Origin of the sequence: Mesotoga sp. H07.pep.5.3, assembly GCF_002752615.1 — a bacterium.
Classification (GTDB): Bacteria; Thermotogota; Thermotogae; order Petrotogales; family Kosmotogaceae; genus Mesotoga; species Mesotoga prima.
Genome location: NZ_AYTV01000002.1, coordinates 12,837 through 36,698, shown reverse-complemented (window position 1 = coordinate 36,698; position 23,862 = coordinate 12,837). Strand labels below are relative to the sequence as shown.

At 46.3% G+C, this 23,862-nt stretch carries 24 protein-coding genes; 10 read left to right on the top strand and 14 right to left on the bottom strand.

Annotated features, from left to right (window positions below; all coding sequences use genetic code 11):
- Window positions 1–6 precede the first annotated feature (6 nt).
- From rsxA to ndk, 12 genes are all read right to left on the bottom strand, one after another.
- The gene (gene rsxA, locus V513_RS01160) at window positions 7–588 is read right to left on the bottom strand and encodes an electron transport complex subunit RsxA (protein ID WP_099771337.1); all 582 of its coding nucleotides are present in this window, start codon (window positions 586–588) and stop codon (window positions 7–9) included.
- Window positions 589–601: 13 nt separating this feature from the next.
- Window positions 602–1,216, bottom strand: a complete 615-nt coding sequence (gene rsxE / locus V513_RS01155) for an electron transport complex subunit RsxE (protein ID WP_099771336.1) — start codon at window positions 1,214–1,216, stop codon at window positions 602–604.
- Entirely contained in the window at window positions 1,213–1,935 is a 723-nt protein-coding gene (locus V513_RS01150; RefSeq protein ID WP_099771335.1) for an RnfABCDGE type electron transport complex subunit G, read from the bottom strand. The genes rsxE and V513_RS01150 overlap by 4 nt, the downstream gene beginning before the upstream one ends.
- Window positions 1,928–2,878: an RnfABCDGE type electron transport complex subunit D gene (locus tag V513_RS01145; RefSeq protein WP_099771334.1), complete on the bottom strand. Its 951-nt coding sequence runs from the start codon at window positions 2,876–2,878 to the stop codon at window positions 1,928–1,930. The genes V513_RS01150 and V513_RS01145 overlap by 8 nt, the downstream gene beginning before the upstream one ends.
- The gene (rsxC, locus tag V513_RS01140) at window positions 2,875–4,194 is read right to left on the bottom strand and encodes an electron transport complex subunit RsxC (RefSeq protein WP_099771333.1); all 1,320 of its coding nucleotides are present in this window, start codon (window positions 4,192–4,194) and stop codon (window positions 2,875–2,877) included. Before rsxC ends, V513_RS01145 begins: the two co-directional genes overlap by 4 nt.
- A 165-nt stretch (window positions 4,195–4,359) precedes the next feature.
- Window positions 4,360–5,817: a 5'-nucleotidase C-terminal domain-containing protein gene (locus V513_RS01135; protein WP_099771332.1), complete on the bottom strand. Its 1,458-nt coding sequence runs from the start codon at window positions 5,815–5,817 to the stop codon at window positions 4,360–4,362.
- A 13-nt stretch (window positions 5,818–5,830) separates the two neighbouring features.
- Window positions 5,831–6,181, bottom strand: coding sequence for a hypothetical protein (locus V513_RS01130; RefSeq protein WP_099771331.1), 351 nt, complete (start codon window positions 6,179–6,181; stop codon window positions 5,831–5,833).
- Window positions 6,144–7,412 carry a glucose-1-phosphate adenylyltransferase gene (locus tag V513_RS01125; RefSeq protein WP_099771330.1) on the bottom strand — a complete coding sequence of 423 codons (1,269 nt, stop codon included), beginning with the start codon at window positions 7,410–7,412 and terminating at the stop codon, window positions 6,144–6,146. The genes V513_RS01130 and V513_RS01125 overlap by 38 nt, the downstream gene beginning before the upstream one ends.
- 13 nt (window positions 7,413–7,425) lie before the next feature.
- Entirely contained in the window at window positions 7,426–8,553 is a 1,128-nt protein-coding gene (glgD, locus tag V513_RS01120) for a glucose-1-phosphate adenylyltransferase subunit GlgD (protein ID WP_099771329.1), read from the bottom strand.
- 59 nt (window positions 8,554–8,612) lie between these two features.
- Window positions 8,613–9,428 (bottom strand): zinc dependent phospholipase C family protein, encoded by an 816-nt coding sequence (locus tag V513_RS01115; RefSeq protein ID WP_099771328.1) that lies wholly within the window; start codon window positions 9,426–9,428, stop codon window positions 8,613–8,615.
- 6 nt (window positions 9,429–9,434) lie between these two features.
- Entirely contained in the window at window positions 9,435–10,613 is a 1,179-nt protein-coding gene (locus V513_RS01110; protein WP_099771327.1) for a class I SAM-dependent rRNA methyltransferase, read from the bottom strand.
- Entirely contained in the window at window positions 10,613–11,056 is a 444-nt protein-coding gene (gene ndk, locus V513_RS01105) for a nucleoside-diphosphate kinase (RefSeq protein ID WP_099771326.1), read from the bottom strand. The genes V513_RS01110 and ndk overlap by 1 nt, the downstream gene beginning before the upstream one ends.
- A 125-nt stretch (window positions 11,057–11,181) precedes the next feature.
- On the opposite strand from ndk, the gene V513_RS01100 reads away from it, so the two are divergent.
- The 7 genes from V513_RS01100 to uvrC are packed head-to-tail and all read left to right on the top strand — an operon-like array spanning window position 11,182 to window position 18,694.
- A complete protein-coding gene (locus tag V513_RS01100) occupies window positions 11,182–12,132 on the top strand; it encodes a hypothetical protein (protein WP_257211858.1) in 951 nt (316 codons plus the stop codon).
- A gap of 1 nt (window position 12,133) precedes the next feature.
- Window positions 12,134–13,018 (top strand): PSP1 domain-containing protein, encoded by an 885-nt coding sequence (locus V513_RS01095; RefSeq protein ID WP_099771324.1) that lies wholly within the window; start codon window positions 12,134–12,136, stop codon window positions 13,016–13,018.
- A 20-nt stretch (window positions 13,019–13,038) separates the two neighbouring features.
- Window positions 13,039–14,937, top strand: coding sequence for a transketolase (locus V513_RS01090; RefSeq protein ID WP_099771323.1), 1,899 nt, complete (start codon window positions 13,039–13,041; stop codon window positions 14,935–14,937).
- Window positions 14,937–15,662, top strand: a complete 726-nt coding sequence (gene rnc / locus V513_RS01085; protein WP_099771322.1) for a ribonuclease III — start codon at window positions 14,937–14,939, stop codon at window positions 15,660–15,662. Before V513_RS01090 ends, rnc begins: the two co-directional genes overlap by 1 nt.
- Window positions 15,659–16,471 (top strand): 50S ribosomal protein L11 methyltransferase, encoded by an 813-nt coding sequence (locus V513_RS01080; RefSeq protein ID WP_099771321.1) that lies wholly within the window; start codon window positions 15,659–15,661, stop codon window positions 16,469–16,471. The genes rnc and V513_RS01080 overlap by 4 nt, the downstream gene beginning before the upstream one ends.
- On the top strand, window positions 16,441–16,974 hold the full coding sequence (locus V513_RS01075; protein WP_099771320.1) for a DUF501 domain-containing protein: 534 nt from the start codon (window positions 16,441–16,443) through the stop codon (window positions 16,972–16,974). Before V513_RS01080 ends, V513_RS01075 begins: the two co-directional genes overlap by 31 nt.
- The gene (gene uvrC / locus V513_RS01070; protein WP_099771319.1) at window positions 16,967–18,694 is read left to right on the top strand and encodes an excinuclease ABC subunit UvrC; all 1,728 of its coding nucleotides are present in this window, start codon (window positions 16,967–16,969) and stop codon (window positions 18,692–18,694) included. Before V513_RS01075 ends, uvrC begins: the two co-directional genes overlap by 8 nt.
- Before the next feature lie 32 nt (window positions 18,695–18,726).
- On the opposite strand, the gene V513_RS01065 is transcribed toward uvrC, so the two are convergent.
- A complete protein-coding gene (locus V513_RS01065; RefSeq protein ID WP_099771318.1) occupies window positions 18,727–18,999 on the bottom strand; it encodes an HU family DNA-binding protein in 273 nt (90 codons plus the stop codon).
- Window positions 19,000–19,110: 111 nt separating this feature from the next.
- Window positions 19,111–20,454 carry a TrpB-like pyridoxal phosphate-dependent enzyme gene (locus tag V513_RS01060; RefSeq protein ID WP_099771317.1) on the bottom strand — a complete coding sequence of 448 codons (1,344 nt, stop codon included), beginning with the start codon at window positions 20,452–20,454 and terminating at the stop codon, window positions 19,111–19,113.
- 549 nt (window positions 20,455–21,003) lie between these two features.
- Between V513_RS01060 and V513_RS01055 the strand changes: the two genes are divergently transcribed.
- Genes V513_RS01055 through V513_RS01045 form a run of 3 tightly spaced genes read left to right on the top strand, consistent with a single transcriptional unit; the run spans window position 21,004 to window position 23,785 of the window.
- Window positions 21,004–21,894 carry a carbon-nitrogen hydrolase family protein gene (locus tag V513_RS01055; RefSeq protein WP_099771316.1) on the top strand — a complete coding sequence of 297 codons (891 nt, stop codon included), beginning with the start codon at window positions 21,004–21,006 and terminating at the stop codon, window positions 21,892–21,894.
- Window positions 21,895–21,896: 2 nt separating this feature from the next.
- Window positions 21,897–23,081 (top strand): CaiB/BaiF CoA transferase family protein, encoded by a 1,185-nt coding sequence (locus V513_RS01050; RefSeq protein WP_099771315.1) that lies wholly within the window; start codon window positions 21,897–21,899, stop codon window positions 23,079–23,081.
- The gene (locus V513_RS01045) at window positions 23,078–23,785 is read left to right on the top strand and encodes a DUF2877 domain-containing protein (RefSeq protein ID WP_099771314.1); all 708 of its coding nucleotides are present in this window, start codon (window positions 23,078–23,080) and stop codon (window positions 23,783–23,785) included. The genes V513_RS01050 and V513_RS01045 overlap by 4 nt, the downstream gene beginning before the upstream one ends.
- Window positions 23,786–23,862: the final 77 nt, after the last annotated feature.

Sequence of the window (23,862 nt, the reverse complement as noted above, 5' to 3'; positions counted from 1 at the left end):
AACACCTCACAGTTTTACCAGGCCCTGGAATCCCATGAAGGCCATCGATAGCAGTCCGGCGGTGATCAAAGCGATAGCTGTCCCCTTGAAGGGTTCAGGAATTTCGGAGAGCTCCATCCTTTCTCTAATGGTTGAAAAGAGAATTAGAGCTAGAGCGAACCCCAGTCCGGCTCCGGCTGAATTCACTATCGTTTCCACTAGTGTGTAGTTTTGCTGGACATTCAGGAGAGCAAGGCCAAGAATCGCACAGTTTGTTGTAATAAGCGGTAGGAAGATGCCCAGTGCTTCATAAAGCCCCGGGCTAGTCTTTTTAAGGAATATCTCAACAAATTGCACGAGTGTCGCGATTACGAGTATGAAGACAATTGTACGCAAGAAGGGTAGCCCAAGAGCATCTAGCGCAATATTGAGTATCCAGGTGATTATCGAGGCCAGAATCATAACGAATGTAACGGCGATGCTCATTCCGACTGCTGTGTCCGTCTTCTTTGAGACACCCAGGAAAGGACAGATTCCCAGGAATCTGGAAAGCACGAAGTTGTTTATCAAAATCGCCGATAGAAATATAAACACCAATCTGGTCGCCATTAGTCATTCCTCCTCATTTTTCTGCCTTTTTTGCCTTGCTTCTCCTAATCCCCAAATAGTTGAAGAAGGCTGCGAGCATACCAAGGGCTATGAAGGCACCTGGGGGGAGGATCATGGCAAACATTTTCACATCAGAAAGATGGTAGCCGAAAACCGATCCGTTGCCAAGAAACTCTCTCACCGATCCCAGAAGAACCAGAGAGGCCGTGAAACCAAGACCCATTCCTAAACCGTCTAGGAAAGAATTGAAGACATTATTCTTCGAAGCAAAGGCTTCGGCCCTTCCAAGAATTATGCAGTTAACGACTATGAGGGGAATAAACAGTCCCAACGTCTTCCATAGATCGTAGATGAAACCATGCATCAACATGTCGATCACGGTAACAAAGGAAGCGATTATTACTATGTAAGAGGGAATCCTTATCTTATCGGGAATGAATTTCCTCACAAGAGATATTGTGATATTCGACAACGCAAGGACAGCAGTAGTTGCGAGTCCCATCCCCAAACCATTCTCAGCGCTTGTTGTAGTTGCGAGAGTGGGACACATACCAAGAACCTGAATGAAGGTCGGATTTTGTTTCAAGATACCGTTTGCCAGAATGTTAAACTTCGATTCTGCCATCATCTAACACCTGCCTTCTCAAGGAATTCGGAGATGGCGTTGAGAGAGGATGCGACCGCTCTTGGAGTGATCGTTGCACCGGTCATCACATCGCTGACTGTCACTATCCCGTCTTCCCTCTTTCTTGCATCTATTTGGTCACCCACAGGGGTTACTCCAGCATCTTTATCAACCCTTATGCCTTTGTCAAGTCCCTCTTTACTTACAGGAAAGAACCTCTTCTGGACATCGGCATTTGCAATATTTGCTCCAAGTCCTGGAGTCTCCTGAGAGTATTCTAGAACCTTGATTCCATTTAACTTGACCCCATCAGGTTCCTTTACAAAGGCCGCCATTGATTTCACGTCGCCTCCGTAACCAACCGCGATACCAATCGCAATGAAGATCTCTGTGCCATCTTCTTTGACGAATTTGTAGGCAGGGCTTTCAACCTTTCCCTGATTGTCCTCGGCCCTGTAGATTATTCCTTCAGAGGCGGAAAATCCTTGGGGAAGCCACTCGAACTCTGCGAGCTCGGTTGCCGTCTCGGGTATGCTGTCTTCAGCAATTAACAACTCATCTGTATCTGAATCCGTAAGAACTTCTCGAATCGCCTTTAGCTTTGCGCCAAGCTCTGCGTTGGCTATAGGTTCTTCAACTATCGTATAGACTACCGATAGAACCAGGGCGGCGATAATCGTAATAACCATCAGAGTAATCCCGGTCTTCAAGTAATCACGCATTGCTCTTCACCTTCTTCGGCTTTCCAAATATCCTGGGCTTTGTACCCATATCGATTAGAGGTACAAAAGCATTCATGACCAGGATCGCAAAAGAGACTCCTTCAGGATAACCGCCAAACAACCTGATTATCATTGTCACAGCGCCACAACCAACTCCGAAAATCACGTGGCCTTTGATCGACATGGGACTGGTCACCATGTCGGTTGCCATAAAAAGAGCCCCCAGCATTAATCCGCCGCCAAAGACGTGATAAAGGGGTGAACCGAAGGCGGGATTAACTCCATTGAAAATTGCGGCCATAATAATGACAGTTCCAATGTATGCAATTGGTATGAAAGGAGAGACTCTCTTTCTAAGCAGCAGCCATCCAAAACCAAGGAGTAGAAGCAGAGTGCTGACCTCACCAAGTGATCCTGGAATTGTTCCTAGAAACATCTCCTGCAGAGAAAAGACTCTTGGTGCGCCTTGCTTCAATATCGCCATTGGAGTTGCTGTAGTCTGCATATCGAAAGGACTCAACCACGTAGTCATCTGAACAGGGAAGGATATCAGGAGAAAGACCCTGCCAACTAGGGCGGGATTAAAGAAATTCTTGCCGAGCCCACCAAAGACAGCCTTCGCAATTACGATGGCTACGAAGACACCGATAAGAGCCTGCCACCACTCCACGGCGACTGAGAGATTCAGTGCGAGAAGCAGTCCTGTAACGGAACCGCTGAGATCCGGTTTGAAGCTTTTCTTTTGTCTGATAAAACGCATGACAAAGAAGTCAAGTACCTCGGCGCCGGCTGTACAGACAACAATCAGGACAAGTGCCTTCAAACCGAATGAAACTACGGCCCATACAGCCGCTGGAGCGAGGGCGATCAGGACATCGAGCATAATCTTTCTTACGCTGTCTTCTGATCTGAGGTGAGGTGCTGCCATCATTGAGAGCTTCACTTCTTCGCACCTCCCTTGAGACTCCTGTAGACTTTCTTGTTGAGCTTGAAGTTCTTTACGAGTTCTATGTTTGCTGGGCAGGCATATGAGCAGCTTCCGCATTCTATACAGTCCAAGAGTCCGTTCTCTACCTGCTTGTCATACAGTCTATTCGTACCATAGAGATTCAGCAAAAATGGCTGGAGGTTCATCGGACATACGGTTGCACACTTTCCGCATCTTATACAGGGGAAATCTTCAAGTGGGTCGCTCTTCACAAGCAAAGTGATCCCGGAAGTGCCTTTTACAATAGGGACGTCTATCTTGGGAACAGTGATTCCCATCATAGGGCCACCAAAGACAATTCTCTCAACGCTTTCCTGAGCGCCACCGGCGAATTCAATCAACTCGTTTGCCATAACTCCGATTCGTGAGACAACGTTGATTGGTTTCTTTATTCCTTCGCCGGTCAGTGTGACTCCTCTTTCTACAAGCGGATGGCCAAGTTCAACAGCTTCGTAAACTGCAAATGCTGTTCCTATGTTGTCAACAACGACACCCACATCGAGCGGAAGTCCTCCTGAAGGCACCTTCCTCTTCGTAAGAGCATAAATAAGCTGCTTCTCGGCACCTTGCGGATATTTCGTTTTCAGTCTCTTCACCTGAATTGGAGTAGACCTCACCGCCACCTCCATTTGTTCTATGGCCTTTTGCTTATTGTCTTCGATACCAATCACAGCGTTATCAACCTTAAGCGCTCTCATAATCGCTAGAATGCCTCGAACTATTCCCTCGGAGCGTTCTAGCATGTACCTGTAATCTATGGTCAGATAGGGTTCGCACTCTGCTCCATTCAGAATGAGAAGGTCGATCTTCTTTTCTTTTGGGGGAGAAAGCTTGACGTTCGTAGGGAACATGGCGCCGCCCAATCCAACAATTCCTGCGTCCTTTATCCTCTGGATAATCTCCTCAGGCTCGAACTGCTCGTAAGGCTTTGCAGGTTCTAGAAGCTCCCACTCTTCTTCGCCCGATTTTTCTATAACAATTGCATCGTCAGGTTTTGAAAGAGTCGGATGGTAGTACTTTGCGATCTCCTTGACTTCACCTGTCAGAGGAGAATGAAGATTTGCGGAAATGAAACCACTGGCCTCCGCAATCAATTGACCTGTCTTTACGCTGTCTCCAACGTTCACAAGAAGTTTAGCAGGAACGCCGGCATGGTTTGCAAGAAACACATAGACCGTTTCGGGAAGAGGCAGAACGCTCAGGCGGGAATCTTTAGACAGTTCCTTTTTCTCTGGCGGGTGCACCCCTCCTCTGAAGGTAGGCAACCTCATTTAGTTATCACCTCTCAACCTTAATCAATAGATGTTTGCCTTTCTGGGATCCCGAATATCATGAAAGAAACTTCGACTCAAAAAATGACTGGAATTAACAAACAAAAGGAGCGGTCGCCCCGCTCCTATTATAGTACAATGTTTGAGTCTTAACTTAATCTAAAACTACTTTCTGGTTATTCTTCCGCTATCTGGGTATGAGGTTATAGGACTGATCTCTCCTACAAACTCGACTACAACGTCGGCGAGAACGAATCCAGTGTCGTAACCTGAGAGGCCAGCAAGAATTTCATAACCGTCTCCGCCAGAGGCAAGGTAGTTATTTGTAGCGAGTTTGTACAACTTGTTATCATCAATGGGTTCTCCGTTTACGAGAATATCCTTTGCTTCTTTGTTCTCAATTACATAAGTTACTCCACTTACCTGAGCCATCGCTCCCTGGCCCGCTTCTCTCGTTGCCGTGTACTGGAGAAGCTCTCTGAGAGTAGTGCCGGGTACTTCCAAAACGTACAGCGTGTTTCCAAACGGAAGAACGGTAAGAATGTCGCGATACGTTATTGGACCGGCCTCTATTGAGGCTCTGATTCCACCAGAATTCGTCAAGGCTAGATCAGCACCGGTTTTCCATACCATTGCGTCACATATCAAGTAACCAAGGTTCGTATCCTGTGACCTTACTACTCCTCTATCTCCCTCGAGTCTTATCGCGGTCTCGCCGACAACGATATTGAGAGCTTCTCCGCCGGCCTTCTTGAAGTAGTCAAGCACAGTTGCCACGGCGAAGTCCGGTTCGATCTCTTCGGCGATAACCGGGAGATTTCTGAAAGAAACGAAAATGACCGTATCATCAACGATTTCAAGTTCGAGCTTGCCAAGATTCTTCGCCCATTCTCCGGCCGATACGATTATTGTCTCGTTGATTATCTCAGGCCTTTCGTAGAAAGTGTGGCTGTGACCGTCGACAATAACATCGATACCGTCCACCGCCTTCGCAAGTTCCCAGGAATTGGGGCCGACAAGCACGGGATTGCTTCCCATGTGAGTGAGTGCAATTACGATATCCGCCTGAGCCTCGAGTTCAGGAATGATCTCTTTCGCAACTTCAATAACGTCTTTCCACTCGTAGTCTTTCGCATAGAGGTACTCAAGGATTTCCGTTTCTTGAGTCGTAAACCCAACGATGGCTACCTTTATTCCACCGACTTCCGTGATCATATATTCCTGGAAGGCCGGTTCGCCATCCTTGTAGATATTTGCACTCAAGAACGGGAAATTTGCGATTTCCATCTGTTTCGCAAGTACAGAAGCATCGTTATCGAATTCGTGATTACCGATGGCCATTGCGTCTAGCTTCATCAGATTAAGGGCCACTATGTCGGGTGCAGCATCCTGCAAATCCGATTCAGGGACACCGGTGTTGATATCTCCGGCATGCAGGAATAGAGTGTTGGGGTTCTCAGCCCTGACCTGATTTACCAGGGTGGCTACAGCCGCCAGTCCACCGTAATCACCTTCCGGCCAGATATGTCCATGAGTGTCGTTGATGTGCAGAATAGTAAGCTTCTGGCCCATCACAAATACTGCCATGATCAGCAACAGGGTAATAAGCAGAACTTTCTTCATAACTCATACCTCCTTATGAAATATCGGTGATATTGCCAACGATTTCAAAATCGAAGGATTTCTCGCCTTCAATTATATGGTAATTTATTATCTCTATTTTTGCGCAATTTGAATAAACAGTCCTTGAACTTTTCTCCATTTGAAGGCCATTGATTTCCATTTCTTCGGGCTCTGCAAGGTATATGGATTTGATAGTCAGTGCAAGTCTGAAGTACCATGAACTTAACCTTCTTGAGACCATTATAGTATCCAGTGGCGCCAGTACCGTAACCATCGCAGTACAGACTATCAGAATTGCGATGAGCAGTGTAAAAGAAGCTACTCCCTTACGCTTTGGGAGAAATTGTTTTACCGCCTTCAACATCTCCCTCAAAATCCTCCTCTCTAACGTGATTGAGAATGGCACTGTTCTTTCCTATCTTTGTGTTTTGTGGAATAACCACGTCAGATCCGACGACTACGATTCCCGCGTTATAGATGTGAGGCTGCGTCTCGTGTGGAACTTCATCTCCATAGCCGAGAACCACTCCGTCCTTCACAAACGTTTCTTCACCGACTATTCCTCGTTCTATAACAACGTTTCTGCCGATCTTTGAGTTTGTCATAACCACAGAGTTTTTCACGAGCGAGCCCTCGCCAATCTGAACTCCTTGAAAGATTACAGAGTTTTCGACCCGTCCGTAGATTTCCGCACCTTCGTTAATCAAAGAGTTTCTTACGTGTGAGCTCGTGCCAACGTAGGCAGGCAGATACTCCTCGGTTTGAGTATAGAACCTCCAGGACGGATCGTGAAGATTGAATGGAGGGATGGGCCTGGTCAGCTCGATATTTGCCTCCCACAGTGATTCAATTGTTCCGACGTCCCTCCAGTAACCCTCGAAAACGAAGGCAAATAGTTTCCCGGCGTTGTCTTGGACGATTTTTGGCAGGATATTCTTTCCAAAGTCGTTGTCGCTTTCGGGGTCCTTCTCGTCTTGTATAAGTCTTTCACGCAGGAACTTCCAGTCAAAGACATAGATACCAAGAGAGGCGAGATCCGACTTTGGTTCCTTGGGCTTCTCCTGGAAATCCGTTATCTTGTTCTCGAAATCCGTAATCATCATCCCGAATCTGTGTGCCTCAGAAAGCGGGACGCGCATACATGCTACGGTTCCAGTTGCGCCTTTAGAGAGATGATAATCTATCATCTCGTTGTAATCCATTGAATAGATATGATCGCCAGAGAGTACTACCAGAAGTTCCGGGTCAAAATCATCTACGAAATCAATGTTTTGGAAGACTGCGTTAGCAGTTCCCTTGTACCAGTTTGAGTCTCCTTGAGCTATAAATGGAGGGAGGATTACAACTCCACCGTCCTTTCTGTCGAGATCCCACGGACGACCAATCCCAATGTGCCGGGAAAGAATGTGGGGCCTGTACTGAGTAAGAACACCGACGGCCGTGATACCGGAGTTGACGCAGTTGCTCAAAGAAAAGTCAATGATTCTGTACTTCCCGCCGAAAGGCACTGCCGGTTTTGCAACCTCATCGGTGAGCAAACCGAGTCTCGTCCCCTGTCCGCCGGCTAATATCAATGCAACAACCTTCTTGGCCATACAATCACCCCGCCTAAATTACACCATGTTTTTCGATTACAGTGGGATCTTCGGCTTCACCGACAAAACTTCTTCCAAGCCTCACGGTACAGTACTTGTCCATAATGACGTTCTCTATATAAGCTCCCTCTTCAACCAAGCAACCCTCAAGTAGAACTGAGTTCTTCACAGTTGCGCCCGCCATCACTCTAGTATCTCTGAATAAGACTGAATCCTCTATTCTTCCACCTATTACGCATCCATCGGCAATTACAGAGTTATTCATATATGCAGTTCCGGTGATCTTTGGAGGTGGAAGATCCTTCAATTTGGTGAAGACTCTGCCGTTTTCGTAGAAGAGCTCCCTCCTTATTTCAGGATTAAGTATGTCGAGGTTCGTTCTGAAATAGCACTTTTTACTCAGTTTAATATCCCGCCAATAACCATTGTACCTGTATTCTCTAACATTCAATGAAGAAAGATTCGGAGAAATTATCCCTTTCACAAGCTCATTTTCACCATTTGGGACCGCAGAATAGAGCAGTTCTCTCAATAAAAACTTGTTTATGAAGTATATGTCAAGCGCAACACAGTCGCCTTCTTGCGGGTTTTCCGCAATCTTTTCCTTTTCGATCCACTTGACAACTCTTCCGTTTCTACAGACCACTCGGTCCATTCCTTCCGTACCGCATTCGCCTTCTTTGTCGCCTGTCAAAACAGTTATATCGGCAGCCGTGTCAAGATGGTATCTGAAGATCTTTGCTAGATCAGTCTTGAAGATGTGATCTCCTGAGCCGATCAGTACCGAGTCCTCATTGCCTCTTCTAAGAATGTTTATGTTCTGGAAGAGAGCGTCTGCAGTTCCCTTATAACCCATGGAAGGATTGTACGGAGAGTAATAAGGCTGCAGTATGAAAAGTCCTCCCTGTTTTCTATCTAGGTCCCATTCCTTTCCCGAACCTATATGGTCCATTAGGCTTCTCGGACTGTACTGCGTGATTATCCCAACCTTTGATATCCCAGCGTTGACCATATTGCTGAGCGTGAAATCAATGGATCTGTACTTTCCGTAAACTGGCAGCGCAGCACTGGCCCTAACCTGAGTGAGAGGAGTCAAGTACTCACCCCGTCCGCCTGCTAGAATTATGCCGAGAACTTTCATATGATCACCGTATTCCAGATCTGGATACGGTCTCCCTCCCTTCTGTACGAATTTGTCATTCAGTATTCCATTAGTGGCAGGTTTGTCATAAGAGAGACCCGTGGCAAAGAAAAGTCGCCCACTCCATCAAGATAATTTTGCAGAAAATGAACGGCGTTGTCAAAGGCCTCCTTGTACAATTCATGGAACGTTTTCTTGCTTTCCCAACCGGCAAAACTGTGGAACCAGGGCTTCATTGCCAGATTCAAAGGATCGGGATGTGTATCTTCAAAGAAGGCCTCTTCAGGAGAACCCTCTCTTATGCTAAATCGTTTCAGAATCAAGGCCAATCTTGACCTTCCGTAAAGACCTTCAAAATAGTTATTCATCGACTCTACTGCCCTTTGAAAAGAACAGCCCTTTATTCCATAAAACTCGAGCGATATATCACGGTACAGGTCTTCAAGCGCTGCAGGAAGGGATTCAGAGAATTCCGCCTTTGGATCGAGATCGAGAATTTCAGCCTCAATTCTATCTTTAAGAATGACCTTATCAATCATTGTCTCAAGCTGACGATATTTGTAGCCGTTTCCCGCTCGTGCGACGATATAGTGGTTTACGGTAGCATCTAGAAAGTAATGGCAAATTACTCCGAGTGGGTAAAAGCGCGAGATACCCTCGGCTCGCTCGCAAAGCGCACTTGCAAATTCGTCGCACCTGATAGTATGAGAAAGCCTCCAAAGCGAAAACTCCGGATCGTCTTTGGAGCAATACAATCCGGGATCCGTAAAGAGGCATCCAAGATTGAACTCCTCTCTTTTGTCGGCTTCAAGATCGAGTCCTATCTCTTCCAGAACATCTTTTCCGTACATGATGTGAGTCCAGAAGCCGGGCAAGAAAATTCACTCCTTCTCTACCAAACCCCACAGACACTTCAAATAAAGACTCTCAGGAACCTCTACAAGCCAAGGATGATCAGGCGATTGCAGCGTGATCGTCAGATGAGAAAACGTAATACCTGTGCGTTCCGTCGATCTTCTTACAGACTCTACCAAATGATCGATGCCAATATTATAGGCGCATGTGCACAGCCCCAACACTCCCCCATCCTTCACCAGTGGCAGAGTGCCCTCTACAAGTCTTTTGAAAAGTGAAATTCCATGCGGAAGCTCTCTTCTGTGCTTAACAAAGGATGGCGGGTCCACTACTACTATATCAAAATAATCCTTCTTTTCAAATCCAGCAAGGAAGTCAAGAACATCGCTCTGAACGAACTGCAGCTTGTTATCCAGCTTGTTCACTACCGAGTTCATTCTTCCCTGCTCTAGGTCGTCTCCCGACTTGTCCACACAGATTGCATCGGCTCCAGAACTCGCCATATTTAGACCAAAACCTCCTGTGAAGGAAAACAGGTCGAGGCCTTTCTTTAGAGACAGTTCTTTGGTTATAGTTCTGCAGAACGTTCTTGAGTCTCTCTGATCATAGAAAAAACCGGTCTTCTGGCTATTCTTCACATCTACAAGATACTTCAACCCGTTTTCCTCGATTTCGACTGAATCCGGTACCTCACCAAAGATCAGGCCCGTGTGTCTCTCAATCTTCTCGTCGACTCCCATTTCGAAGTCACTGCGTTCGTAGATTCCATTAGGCTTAACGATGTCCCTGAGGAGTCTCAAAATCATTTCCCTTTTTTGCTGAATGACAAGATTCCTGAACTGTATTGCAATAATCTCTCCGTATCGATCGATTACCAGTCCGGGAAGCCTGTCGCCCTCACCGTGAACAAGTCTGTAAAAAGGTCTGCTGAAAAGCCTTTCTCTCTTCCGTAAGGCATTGCTCAACAGACGTCTAAAGAAGCCTTCTCCGAGTTCCTCGTCCCTATTAGTGAGAACCATGATTGCCCGACTTGAAAAGGGATTGAAGAATCCCTTTCCCAGGAATTTATAACCGGCTGTGAACACATTGACTTCGCATACTTTGTCTGTTGAACCTTCGAGTGACATGATTTCGTCTTTGAAGATCCACGGATAAGAATTAAGGACCTTTCCTTCCTTTCCTTTTTTTATTCGAGCAATTAACATTAAAGCTGGCCTTCAATCACGAGTGAGTAATCGTTGATCTCGCTTTCATCAAAGAATATTCTTGCCTCTCGCTCGGCATTCTCGACGGAATCAGAAGCATGAATCAGGTTCTTTCGAACTGAAACACCAAACGAACCTCTAATGCTTCCGGGGTATGCCTCTGTCGGATCGGTCTTTCCGACCAAAACTCTAAGTCTTTTTACGGCATCTTCACCTTCAAGAATCATGGCAACCACAGGGCCGGACTGTACGAACGCCAGCAGGGGTTCATAAAACTCCTTTCCGGCGTGTTCTCGATACAATTCTCTTGCTCTCGATTCTGAGATCCTGAGCATTTTCAGGGCGACGATTTTGAAGCCCTTTTCTTCGATTCTCCTTATTATTTCGCCGACAAGACCTCGTTGTATCGAGTTTGGCTTTAGATATGCGAATGTTCTCTCCACAATACTTCCCTCCGCTCAAAAACTATATTCGTTGCTATAATTAAAACATGCAGTGGTTCGATGGAGTAGTTAACGATAAACTTTCCCGACTCTTGGCGCGCAGCTCGGGTACAAGTATTACTTTGGTGGGCAGGGACAGCGAATACCTGAAAGTCTTGGCAACGTCGATAGTTGAAAGCGATCCGAAATGGAGTAAAAGGCGATACGTAGAGGATTTTCTTCTGATCGAGCCTGAAAACGGAAACATAGGCATCGATAGAATTCGTGACATAGAAGAAATCATGCTTCATAGACCGTCGGGAGACGGGAAGAAGTACGTGCTCATTCATCAATGTGAAAGGATGACAGATGAGAGTGCTAACGCTTTCCTGAAAATCCTTGAAGAGCCTCCCAGTTTTGCAACCCTCATCATGACGACAACCTCCTGGCAATGCCTTTTGCCGACAATTAGAAGCAGAACCGTCTCAATGAGGGGCGAGGTTCCGAGAGAATTGATGGATGAACTCAGAGCAAAGTACGGAAAACGGGTTCCGGAAATCTTTGCAGCTTCGAGGGAGAACTTCACCATCTTAAGATACTTTCTAGAGCAGAATCCCGATTCAGTCGAGTCCGCTTCTTTTGAAGTTCCTTCAGATCTCGACGGTCTGGTTGAACTGATTAAGGAGGATGTATCGGAGAATTCCGAATCGACTGTGAGAAAAAGAAGAGCATTTGTAGCTCTTAGTAAAAATTTCATAGCGACTGACAGTTTTTTCTCGACTTTCAGACGGGTTTCCTCTGTCTTCACCGGTTCCGGCTCATTTGAAAGGGCTCGGGAATTAGTGAAGGTTGTCAGAAGCATTTTGAGCGACGCGGTTATTGCTTCGGTAAATCCCAGCAGTAAGTCGATTACAAACCTTGATCTGATAGAATGGCTAGTGGACTTCGATTTGGGAAAGGAAATTATGACGGATTTCATTTGGTGCGACAGGTTTCTGAGACAGAGGACATCTTCACTGAGTTCTACGTTAGTTGCTTTAAGAGCTCTAAATTCGCTTTCCAGAAGCCTTTTGAGAAGAGAAAATGGAGGTAATTGAGATGCCTGAGATATATGGAACGGTGTACGGAGTGGAATTCCACCCTGTTGGGAAACTCTATCAGTTCACATCGAGTGAGGGACTGTTGAAGCAGGGCGACTATGTATTAGCAATGAGCGAATTCGGGCTCGATGTAGGCAAGGTGATGTACGGCCCTGTTGAAACCAGGATTGATGATTCGAAAGAAGAGCTGAAACCGATTGTCAGAGTTATGACTGACGAGGACTGGGAAACGGACTCTAAGAATAAAGAAGAGGCAAAAGAGGCAATGAAGACTTGCCAGGAACTGATAGAGAAACACTCGCTTCCAATGAGACTGTTAGAGGCGAGATACATGTTTGACCGTTCGAGGATTGTCTTTTATTTTGGCGCCGACAGCAGGGTTGACTTCAGAGAACTCGTGAAGGACCTTGCGCGGGCGTTCAGAACGAGAATAGAACTGAGACAGGTAGGTATACGGGACGAGGTTAAGATGAAGGGTAGCCTTGGGCTTTGCGGTATGACGGCGTGCTGCGTGCGTTTCCTCAGGCAGTTTGAAAGCATAACACTCAAGCATGCGAAAAAGCAGCAACTGTTAATCAATCCTGCAAAGATCTCTGGTAGATGCGGAAGGCTGCTTTGCTGCCTTTCGTACGAACAGGAACTTTACGAGAATGAGCTCAAGGATATTCCGGATGAGGGTTCTCTTGTTGATTATGAAGGAAAGACCTGCAAGGTCTTGACAGTAAATATTTTCATGAAGATCATTACTCTCGTGGCCGATGACGGACAGATGTTGAAGGTTCAGTTTGAGGATTTCAGAAAGAGTCAGAGAGCAATCATCCAGGACACAAACCCTGATGAGCTTATCAAGAACAGGGATGAAGATATTTCTATTGACGACTGAAGGATGAATGGAGGTTGGATATGGCGGGATTACGAACGAGAAAAGAATTGAAAAGACTTGAAGATCTTGGGAGAATATGCAGAGGTGACATCATAAAAATGACTACGGTAGCAAACTCAGGTCATCCTGGTGGTTCGATGTCATCGATAGACATCTTCCTCTCGATCTATGATTTTGCAAAGAATGATCCGAATAAACCATTTGATCCCGAACGCGACAGGGTTATTGTAAGTCACGGTCACACATCGCCGGGTGTTTACTCGACCCTCGGAAGGCTGGGTTTTGTTGATATCGATGAAGTAATTGCTGGCTTCAGACATCCAGGCTCGATATTTGAGGGTCACATAACAAGGGGAATTCCTGGAGTAGAATGGACGACTGGAAATCTCGGGCAGGGACTGTCGGTCGGTGTCGGTATGGCCTTAGCATCGAAGCTGAGCGGTAAGAACAATAGAGTCTTTGTTGCAATGAGCGATGCCGAGCAGGCGAAGGGTCAGGTTGGAGAGGCCAGAAGAACTGCCGTGAAGTACGGGCTTGACAATCTGGTCGTTGTCATAGATTACAACAATGCACAAATCTCGGGGAGAGCCCGCGACATTATGTATGTCGACATAAAGGCCAATTATCTTGCCGATGGATGGAAGGTCATTGAGGTGGACGGCCACGACTATCTGGAACTGAACGAAGCTCTGGTCGAGGCGGAAGATTCAAAGAGGCCCATGGTAGTTATTGGAAAGACAATCATGGGAAAGGGAGTTTCCTTCATGGAAGGCGATGTTTCTTACCATGGTAAACCTCTGGACTTTGAGAAAGCCGCTTTAGCTCTTGCCGAGCTGGGTCTAGAGAACGATATCGATAGATTCGTTCAAATGAGAAAAGGTCTCCCCTCTTATCACGAGCCGGTTCAAACAATAGACGAAGATGTCAACCCTTTCACGGGGGATCCTGTAGTCTATCCAGTTGAAAAGAAAACCGACAATAGATCTGCTTTCGGAAAGGCGGTTGGAGACATTGGAAGACTGAACAAAGGCAGACTTCCAGTGATGGTTGTAGACTGTGACCTGAAACCTTCAACGAAAGTGAGCGAGTTTGAAAAAGTCTGGCCGGAAAACTTCGTTCAGATTGGTGTTCAGGAACACAACGCAGCAACGTTGGCCGGTGCCGCTTCGGTATGTGGTGTCCTAACCTTCTTCGCAGACTTTGGAGTGTTCGGTGTCGATGAGACTTATAATCAGCAGCGCCTAAACGATATAAACAAGGCAAACGTCAAAATTGGAGTGACTCACGTGGGAATCGACGTGGGTGAAGACGGAAAGACCCACCACTGTCTTGATTACATCGGAGCGCTAAGAAATTTCTACGGCTTCAAACTCATAGTACCTGCCGATCCAAATCAGACTGACAAAGCCGTAAGATTCATGAGCGAGACGAAAGGGAACTTCGTTATCGCCATGGGAAGATCTACAATGAACCCAGTGGCCGATGAAAATGGAACACCTTTCTTCGGAGAGGAATATGAATTCGAATATGGAAAGGTCGATGTGATAAGAAAGGGAAAGGATATTACCCTCGTCACGACGGGTCAGGTGACTCACCAAGCAGTTAGAGCTGCCGACGAGCTTAGATCTCACGGAATAGAGGTTGCTGTTCTAAACGTGAGCTGTCCTCTTGGAGCAGATTTTGAGAGCGTAAAGGAGTTCTTCTCCTCTATTGTTATTTCTTTAGAAGACCACAATGTAGCAAGCGGTCTCGGTTCAATCCTGGCTGACTACCTAGTAGGCTCTAGAATCATTCCGAAAAGTTTCGAGAAGGTCGGTGTCGAGAGATACATGTTCTCCGGTGATAATGAACTGCTTTATGATCTCTCAGGTTTGTCTAGCAAAGCGATAGTCGAAAGGATCAGGGGTATCATTAAATAATGCTAAGCGCCGAAGAAGAAAAGCTGATAGAAAAGTTTTGCAGAATCAATGGAATTGAAGCAGACAGAGAGCTCGTTTTTAGGGCTCTCTGTCATTCCTCATTCACAAATGAGTTAGCCCAGAATGGGGAGAGAACCCTTGAATCGAATGAAAGAATGGAGTTTCTCGGAGATGCCGTTCTCGAACTCTCCCTTGCCAAGACTCTCTACAATGAGTATTATCTGACTGAAGGAGAGATGTCGAAAATAAGGGCAATGGTAGGAAGTGAGAAGGTCCTCTCCAGTGTTGCGAAGGCCATGAGAGTAGGCGACTTCATTTTTCTGGGAAAAGGGGAAAGGCAAACCGGAGGGGCAGAACGAGACTCTATTCTGGCAGACGCCTTTGAAGCGGTCCTTGCTGCAATCTTCCTGACTGGAGGTCTCGAGGTTTCGGTGGAGTTCGTTCAATCGAAACTATCGGATTACATCGAGAGAGCCGTAGAAGGAGAACTGATTCTTGATTACAAAACCTCTCTTCAAGAGTTGACCCAGGCTCGTTTTGGTTCAAGACCTTTGTATGAGACTCTTCTCGACGAAGGTCCGCCGCAGGAGAAATGGTTCAAAGTCGGTGTCTTTCTTGATGGGAGTTTAATGGGCGAAGGAGAGGGGCGCACGAAGAAGGCTGCTGAACAACTGGCGGCTAAGCACGCCCTTGAGATTCTGAAAAAGTCGGGGGAGAAGAAATGAGATACAGACACCTAATTGCTTTTGTATCTCCGGAGGAAAGCGACTCAGTCGAGGGTACAAGTTGGAACGAAGGCTTTACAAATCTATACTTCGAGGAAATCGAAGGTTCTGGAATCTCATTGCACGTTCTTCTTGAAGAAGGAGAGGAAGTCCCGGCTTTTCTTCGCGAGATAGAGTTTTCAGATCTCGGCTTCAGCGAGGAGCGAGATTGGTTTCAAAAGTGGAAGGAGACCTTAGTCCCGTTCAACTTATGCGACGGGTTCGAGGTCATTCCCCTGGAAGAAGAGAAGATGGTCGGTTCTGGAAAAATCGGAATTATCCCGGGAATGGCCTTTGGAACTGGGTTACATGAATCTACGAGACTTGCCGCCACTATTCTCAATGAAACCGTGAGAGAGGGTTCAAAAGTGCTCGATGTTGGCTGTGGAACCGGTATTCTCTCAGTGATTGCTGCCAGAAAAGGTGCTGCAGCTGTAATTGCCCTCGATATAGACGAGCACTCTATCGAAAAGACAATCGAAACCGCGCGAATCAACGAGGTCTCGATAGAAGCAAGACTGTCGGATTTTCTTTCTGCAGTGAAGCCGGGAGAGTGTTTTGATCTCATAGTCTCAAACATGGTCGCTGAGTTGTTGATGAAATTTGTTTTGGATCTTCCAAAGTTTCTTACTGAAGATGGGATCGTAATCCTTTCGGGGATCTACAAAGACAAGTACCGGGAAATAGAGAGCCTCGTAGAAGAGGCGTTTTCGATTGAGAACGTCAGGGAAGATGGAGATTGGAAAGCAATAACATTGAAGAGAAAATAATATCGCTTCAACTCAAAAAAGTTGTGAAGAATGATTTTATAGTTGTAAGGCTTTGCGATTGGGGTTTCCCTCAAGTAATCGAGTCCTCGCTTATCTCTGATGGCAGGCCTTTTCCAACCCTGTTCTGGCTTACCTGCCCTTTCTTGAAAGAAGAGGTCTCCAGACTTGAGAGTAAAGGAATGATCTCTCATTTCGAGAAGAGGATTGAGCACGACAAATCCTTCGCGACCGCTTTTTTCGATGCGCATCGTGAGACAACACTGCTTAAAGAGAAGATACTCTGTGAAGCCTCTGTGTCGGAGGAAAGCCGAAGACTCATTCTTGATAGAGGTATCGGGGGAATCAGAAATCTGAAGAAAGTGAAGTGTCTTCACCTTCACCTTGCGAGCTACCTTGGTGGGATCGATAACCCCGTGGGAAGAGAAGTCTGGAATCTTCTCGAGAAGAAACAGTGTTCTTCAACTAAAATAATCTGCAGAGAGTTGCTGAGAGAGAATGAATGAAGAGATACTCAACAAAGCCAGTCAGCTTCCGGAGGAACCGGGAGTCTACATATTCAAGAACGAGAAAGATGACGTTGTCTACGTTGGCAAGGCCAAAAAACTGAAAAGGAGAGTCCTCTCATACTTCAGAGAATCAACCTGGGCAAAGAATGAAAAGGCGAGGTGTATTGCAGAAGAGGCGGAAGATCTCGACTTCATAATGGTTACGTCGGAGCGAGAAGCTCTCCTTCTCGAAGCAAATCTAATCTTCAACAAGAAGCCGAAATTCAACGTCTTGCTCAGAGACTCGCGTACCTATCCCTATATTTACATTTCGGCCGATCAATACCCATATCTAGCGATTACAAGGACAAAAGAGCTTGAAGGTTCTTATTTCGGTCCGTATACCAGCGCAGGCCTCGTAAGAAAGCTGCTTGAATTTCTCCAGAAAGTTTTCAAGATCCGCACTTGCACGTATGACCTAAGCAGAGTCAAGAAACCCTGCTTTTTATATCACTTGAAGATGTGTTCGGCGCCCTGTGTAGAGAAAGTCTCCCCCGAGGAGTATCGAGAACAGCTTTCGGCGTTGATCGAGTTTCTAGAAGGAGACACTTTGAAGGTAAGGGAAGCTCTCTTGAAGAGAATGGCGGTGCTCTCTGAGGCGCTGCAGTTTGAAAGAGCTGCGGAAATAAGGGATATTCTTTCGACAATGGACGATCTTTATGCCTTCCAGGGTGTTGAAGCCCCAATGGATCTTAAGGCAGATGTTCTGGCCGTTTCGGCCGGACTGGCAGCGTTGCTTCAGGTGAGGGGCGGCATGCTACTAGGAAAACTGATTTTCGATTTTCCAGAGGGAACTCCGATAGATTTCATCACGCAGTTCTACTACGCCAAGGGAAACAGGATGCCGAAGGCCTTGATCGTAACTGGATTGAAGAAGAAGGACATTAAACAGTTCAAGAGGGATTTCCCTTATATCGGGGAGCCCCGTGATGAACAGGAAGAAAGGTTGCTAAGCATCGCATTCAAGAATATTGATGAAGAACTGAAGATAAGACTAAATGCGACACATTCGCTTAAGCAGGCCCAGCAAATACTGGGCTTGAAGCGATTTCCTTCAAGAATAGAGGGAATAGACATCTCTCACACACAGGGACTCTACACAGTTGCTTCTGTGGTCGTTTTTGATAACGGTAAGCCCAACAAGTCGGAATACAGGAGATACAGGATAAGCGAACTGGAAGAACCAAACGATTTCGAAGCGATGGCGACGGTTGTGAAGAGAAGATATACAAAGCACCCGCTTCCCGACCTTCTCTTAATCGACGGAGGAGAGCCGCAGCTTAGAGCAGTGGAAAAAGCGTTTGCAGAGATAGGCATTCAAGAATATGAAATTGTTGGTCTCGCAAAGGAGTTCAATGAGCTTGTTTTTTTAGATAACAGGGACAGAGTGAAGCTGAAAGAAGAGCATCCTGTTTTGAGAATGATAATTTCTATTGACGATGAAGCCCATCGTTTTGCTATCAACTACCATAGGGTACTCAGAGAAAGAAGATTTCAGAGCTCAAAGATTGATGACATTCCGGGAATCGGTCCAAAAAGGAAGAAGGCGCTAATGAGGGCGTTCGGAAGCGTCAAGGGCATTGCGGAAGCTTCTGAGGCCGATCTTTACTCGGTTCTCAGAAACAGCAAGGCCGTTGAAGCCGTTTCTAAATGGGCAAATGAAAAAAGTGGAGACTGAGCTCCACTTTTCTCTATTGGTTAGGATAATTGCTATTGTACTTTCTCTTTAAGTTCTTTTCCGGGTCTGAATTTCGGAACCTTGCCGCCAGGAATTTCGATTGCTTCCTTTGTTCTCGGGTTAACTCCCTTTCTTGCCTTTCTCTTGGTAACCTCGAATGTCCCGAAACCGACAAGTTTCACTTCTTCATTTTTCGATAGCTCTTCTCCAACCACATTGATGAAACCGTCCATTACGTCTCCAACGAGTTTCTTGGTTGCTCCGGTCTTTTCCGCGAGCACAGCAATAAGTTCCTTCTTATTCACAGGTACACCCCCTAGCTAGAATTCACATTACAAAACAATTCTAACATTTTCTACATGATTATTGCAACAGCCGATCCACCGAAACCGTTTAACAAAAGGACTTTCAAAGAGTTACTGTTCTATGATGCTCGATTCGCGCAGCTTATCGAAGTTGAGAACGTCTCTATGCGCCTCGAGTGTGCTTGTAAATGAGGATAAATCAAGCGCGCCATTTCCGCTAAGTGTAAATACAATTACTTTCTCCTCTCCAGTTTCTCGGGCTTCGATTGCTTTTCGCACAGCACCGGCAATTGCGTGACATGATTCCGGAGCGGGAATGATTCCTTCAGTCGTTGCGAAGAGAAGTCCAGCCCTGAAGGTCTCTTCCTGCGGGAAGGCAATCGGAGTAACGATTCCTTCTTTCACCAGTCTTGAGATGAGAGGCGCTGCGCCGTGGTATCTCAGTCCACCTGCATGAATTGCGGGTGGAACGAATTCTCTTCCTAGCGTGTACATTTTAAGCAGAGGTGTGAAACCGGCAGAGTCTCCACTGTCGTACCTGTACTCACCTTTTGAGAGTGAGGGACAGGATTCCGGTTCGCATGCAATGAACTCGATATCATCACCGTTAAATGTTCTCTTTACGAATGGGAGGATAGTTCCACCAAAGTTCGATCCACCGCCGTGGCAACCAATAATCGAAGAGGGCTTCTCGCCAAGCATTTCAAGCTGCTTCTCGACTTCCAGTCCGATTATTGTCTGATGAAGGAGAACGTGATCGAGAACGCTTCCCAAGGAGTACTTCTTCGTCTTTGAATTGAGAACAATTTCAACTGCTTCACTTATTGCCATTCCCAATGAGCCGGAGAAGTTTTTTCTGTCTTTCAGGAAGTTTCTCCCGCTTTCAGTGTTCTCTCCCGGACTTGGTTCTACGGTGCCATCGAACATTCTCATCATGTGTTGTCTCATTGGTTTAGACTGAAAGCTGTTTCTGACCATAAAGACTCTTACGGTGAGACCGAACTTCCTTCCGGCGTAAGAGAGGGCGCTACCCCACTGACCGGCTCCGGTCTCGGTAGTGAGCTCGGTGATGCCATCGGCCTTGTTGTAATAGGCCTGTGCGATAGCCGTATTGGTTTTGTGGCTGCCAGTCGGGGAGTTTCCTTCATACTTGTAATATATTCTCGCCGGGGTGTTTAAGTACTCCTCAAGAAAGGTAGCTCTGATCAGTGGGCTCGGGCGGAAGACCGCATATTCGTCGAGAACGGGTTCGGGAATTGGAATGAACCGCTCTTCAGTCATCTCTTGTTCTACGATTGACTTTGGAAAGATCGCCATCATATCTTCGGGGTTTATAACTTCATTTGTTGCCGGATTCAAAGGCGGATCCATCTTGAATGGCAAATCAGCCTTTATGTTATACCAGCTTCTCGGCAACTCCTCCGACTTCAAATTCACTACAGTTCTCTTCTTCATGCCACTACCTCCTTAAAATAAAAGGGGCTCTCCATCATGAGAGCCCCTTCAGTATGGGTTTACCCTGGTAGCAAAAGGCTAACCCCCATTGAAGGGGCTGCTCCACCACCAGAACATATTTAGTTTATTTAGATATACGCTGTCGACCATAAATAATCCCTCACAGAATTTCATTAATCAACTATACAACCTAACTATGTTACAAGTCAAGTGATCGGTGATACTTCGAATTTCGAACAATGAATTTTTAACGATGATAAGTTATAGATCATAGGAAAGCGATCGGAAGTATTATTGAGCAAATGCAAAGACCGCCGAATACTTGTTTTTGTTTCTGCAACCACCAAATTTCTCTCGGTTCAGAGAAAAACGTTTTGGTTCAGAGATATTGCCCTTTCCTGCTTTTTTCTCGTTTCAGATTTCCAATATGGTGAAAGCAATTCCGCGGCAGACAGTAGGGTGTGTAGATAACGCATCTTTAATTGGCGTGTCATGTGCTAGATTGTGACATATAGATGCTCTTTTTGTTAAAGGAAAGGATAGTCCATCATGAAAAACTTTGTCTCGGCAGCCATTCAATTTGAAGCAGAACCTATGAACGTCAAGGTAAATCTTCAAAAAGCATATCACTTGATAGGAAATTGCAAAAGGGAGACCGGTGCTTCCCTCATGGTTCTTCCTGAAAGCTTCACTACGGGGTTCACTCCGACTGGAAATGCAGAGTCTCTTTGGGACGTAGTGGATTTTGTCCCCGGTAGTCTTACAGATGAAGCTGTGAGATGGGCGCAGGAGTTCGATACTTACATCTGCTTTCCCACTTATGAACGGGGGAAAGAGCGCGGTGTCATATACAATAGCGCAGCCATCGTCGGTCCCGAGGGGATGATTGGTGTATATAGGAAGACCCATCCCTTCCCTACTGAAAGACTGTCGGCGGGAGGTTGGACAACTCCGGGGTCGGATCCTCTTGTGGTTTCGGCGTCGGTAGGAAAGATAGGTGTAGTGATTTGCTACGATGGGGATTTTCCTGAACTTGCAAGGGTTACGGCACTCAAGGGGGCAGAAGTCATCTGCCGTCCTTCTGCTTTTTTGAGAACCTTCGACCAATGGGAACTCACTAATCGGGCCAGGGCATATGATAATCATGTCTACTGGATTGCATCTAATCTCGTCGGTAAGGATTCAAGCGGGTCATACTTCTTTGGCTCATCGATGATTGTTCACCCGTCGGGGATGAAGCTAGCACAGGCATCTGGCTGTGAGGAGTTTGTTTCGGCGATGCTTGAGGCCGATCCTATAAGAAAGATAACTCCGGGCGCTTCAAGAGATCAGATATTCGACCACATAGAAGATCGAAACCTTGATTCCTACAAGGGAATACTCAGCGAAGGTAAAAGCGCTTTTCAGCCTTCAAAACGAATTCCATACAGGAGGAGATAAACTTGTCAAAGCCGCTTGAAGGTATTTCCGTTCTTGATCTTACGCGGGTTCTTGCAGGTCCATTCTGCACAATGCTTCTATGCGACATGGGCGCGACAGTTGTGAAGGTAGAACGGCCGGACGGAGGCGACGACTCGAGATCGTTCAGCCCTTTTGTGGGTGATGACAGTGCATACTTCATGAGCATAAACAGGGGAAAGAAAAGCATCACATTGAATCTTAAGACCGTTGAAGGAAAGAAGCTCCTTGAAAGGCTTATTGAGAGGTTCGACGTACTTGTGGAGAACTTCAGGCCTGGTGTATTCGAGAGACTTGGTTTTCCGGTCCAAAGACTGCGTGAAATCAACCCAAGGCTTATCTACACTTGTTCATCTGGGTTTGGGCACTCCGGTCCCATGAGTCATAGAACTGCCTATGATCTTATCATTCAGGGTCTGAGTGGAATGATGAGCATAACAGGTCCCGACGAAAACAGTCCGACAAAGGTCGGAAGTTCCATTGCAGACATCTTCTGCGGAACTTTCGCCTGTATCGGAATCCTCGCCGCTCTCCACAGCCGTTATCTCACCGGCAAAGGACAGAAGGTAGACGTGGCAATGCTTGACAGCATGGTCTCCGTTTTGGAAAATGCCATCGCCAGGTACGCCGCAACCGGCGAGTCACCCGTTCCGATAGGAAATAGGCATCCTTCAATCGCGCCTTTTGCATCTTTCAAGACGCTTGATGGGATTATCAATATCGCAGTTGGGAACGACGTCTTATGGGAGAAATTTTGTAAGGCAATTGGAAGACCTGAAATGTGTGACGACCCGAAATTCGTCAATAATCCTGCAAGAGTGAGAAACCTCGAAGAACTTATGGAAATCCTTGGACGAGAACTAGAAAAGAGATCCTCAGACGAATGGCTGGATGTCTTCGGGAAGCTTGATATTCCAAGTGGAAAGATTAACAATATCGCCGACATATTTGAAGACGAGCAAATCAGAGCGAGGGAAATGATCGTTGAAGTTCCCCACAGATGTGGAAATGTCAAGATGCCGGGTGTACCGATCAAGTTCTCGGATACGCCGGCCTCGATTGCCGGGCCAGCCCCTCTCTTAGGGGAACACAACCGGGAGGTTTATGCTGGGATGCTGGGGCTTAGCGATCTGGAAATGGAAGAGCTGAAGAGAAAAGGCATTATATGATTTACCTCTATCCCTACGAAAGAAGTTCAGACTGGCAAGAGGGTACATATAGACTCACAGTGAAGACGGCCTTCAGCAAATCTGTGAACTTCAGAGACGAACAAGGGAGAAGATACTCACTTCTAGTCGATGGTGACGATTTCCTGCCACGATCGGCATTGATCGAGGGACTTCCTCCAATGGCAAGCGGTCACGAAGTTGGAATCGATATAAGAGGTGCCTTAGTGAAATTCGATCCTTCAACCATAAGCGGTCTGCCAGATAGAAAGTTTAGGGGATTGTGGCTTGAATGGCTAAGCTTAATAGACAATGCTGAACTCAAATGTATTCTGGAAAACCTTGAGGAACCATTCAGACTAGTGGGTCTAGGGCCGGGCCTCACGCCGGCAGGAGATGATTTTCTTGTCGGATGGATTACGGCCTGTAAGTTGGAAGGGAGAAACATAAAGAAGTTGTCAAGTGAGATAGAGGAAGCACTCAGTCGAAAAACTACGTGGTTCTCATCTGAGATGATCAGAGATGCACTTGACGGAAAATTCTGGAAGCGAGGAATAGAACTTGCACGAGCGCTCAATGAAGGCGACTCCTTTCAAGCCATGGAAAGGGCAGGAAAGATCATTAACTGGGGACACTCCTCTGGAAAAGCATGGCTTGCGGGTTTCGCTTACGGAATTGAGAGAGGAAATGATCCACAGCTTATCTGAGTAGGTCTCAATGTCTTTAATGAGAGTTATTATGTAGGGTCTATCGAATTGTCAGAGTGAATATTAAACATTTGATA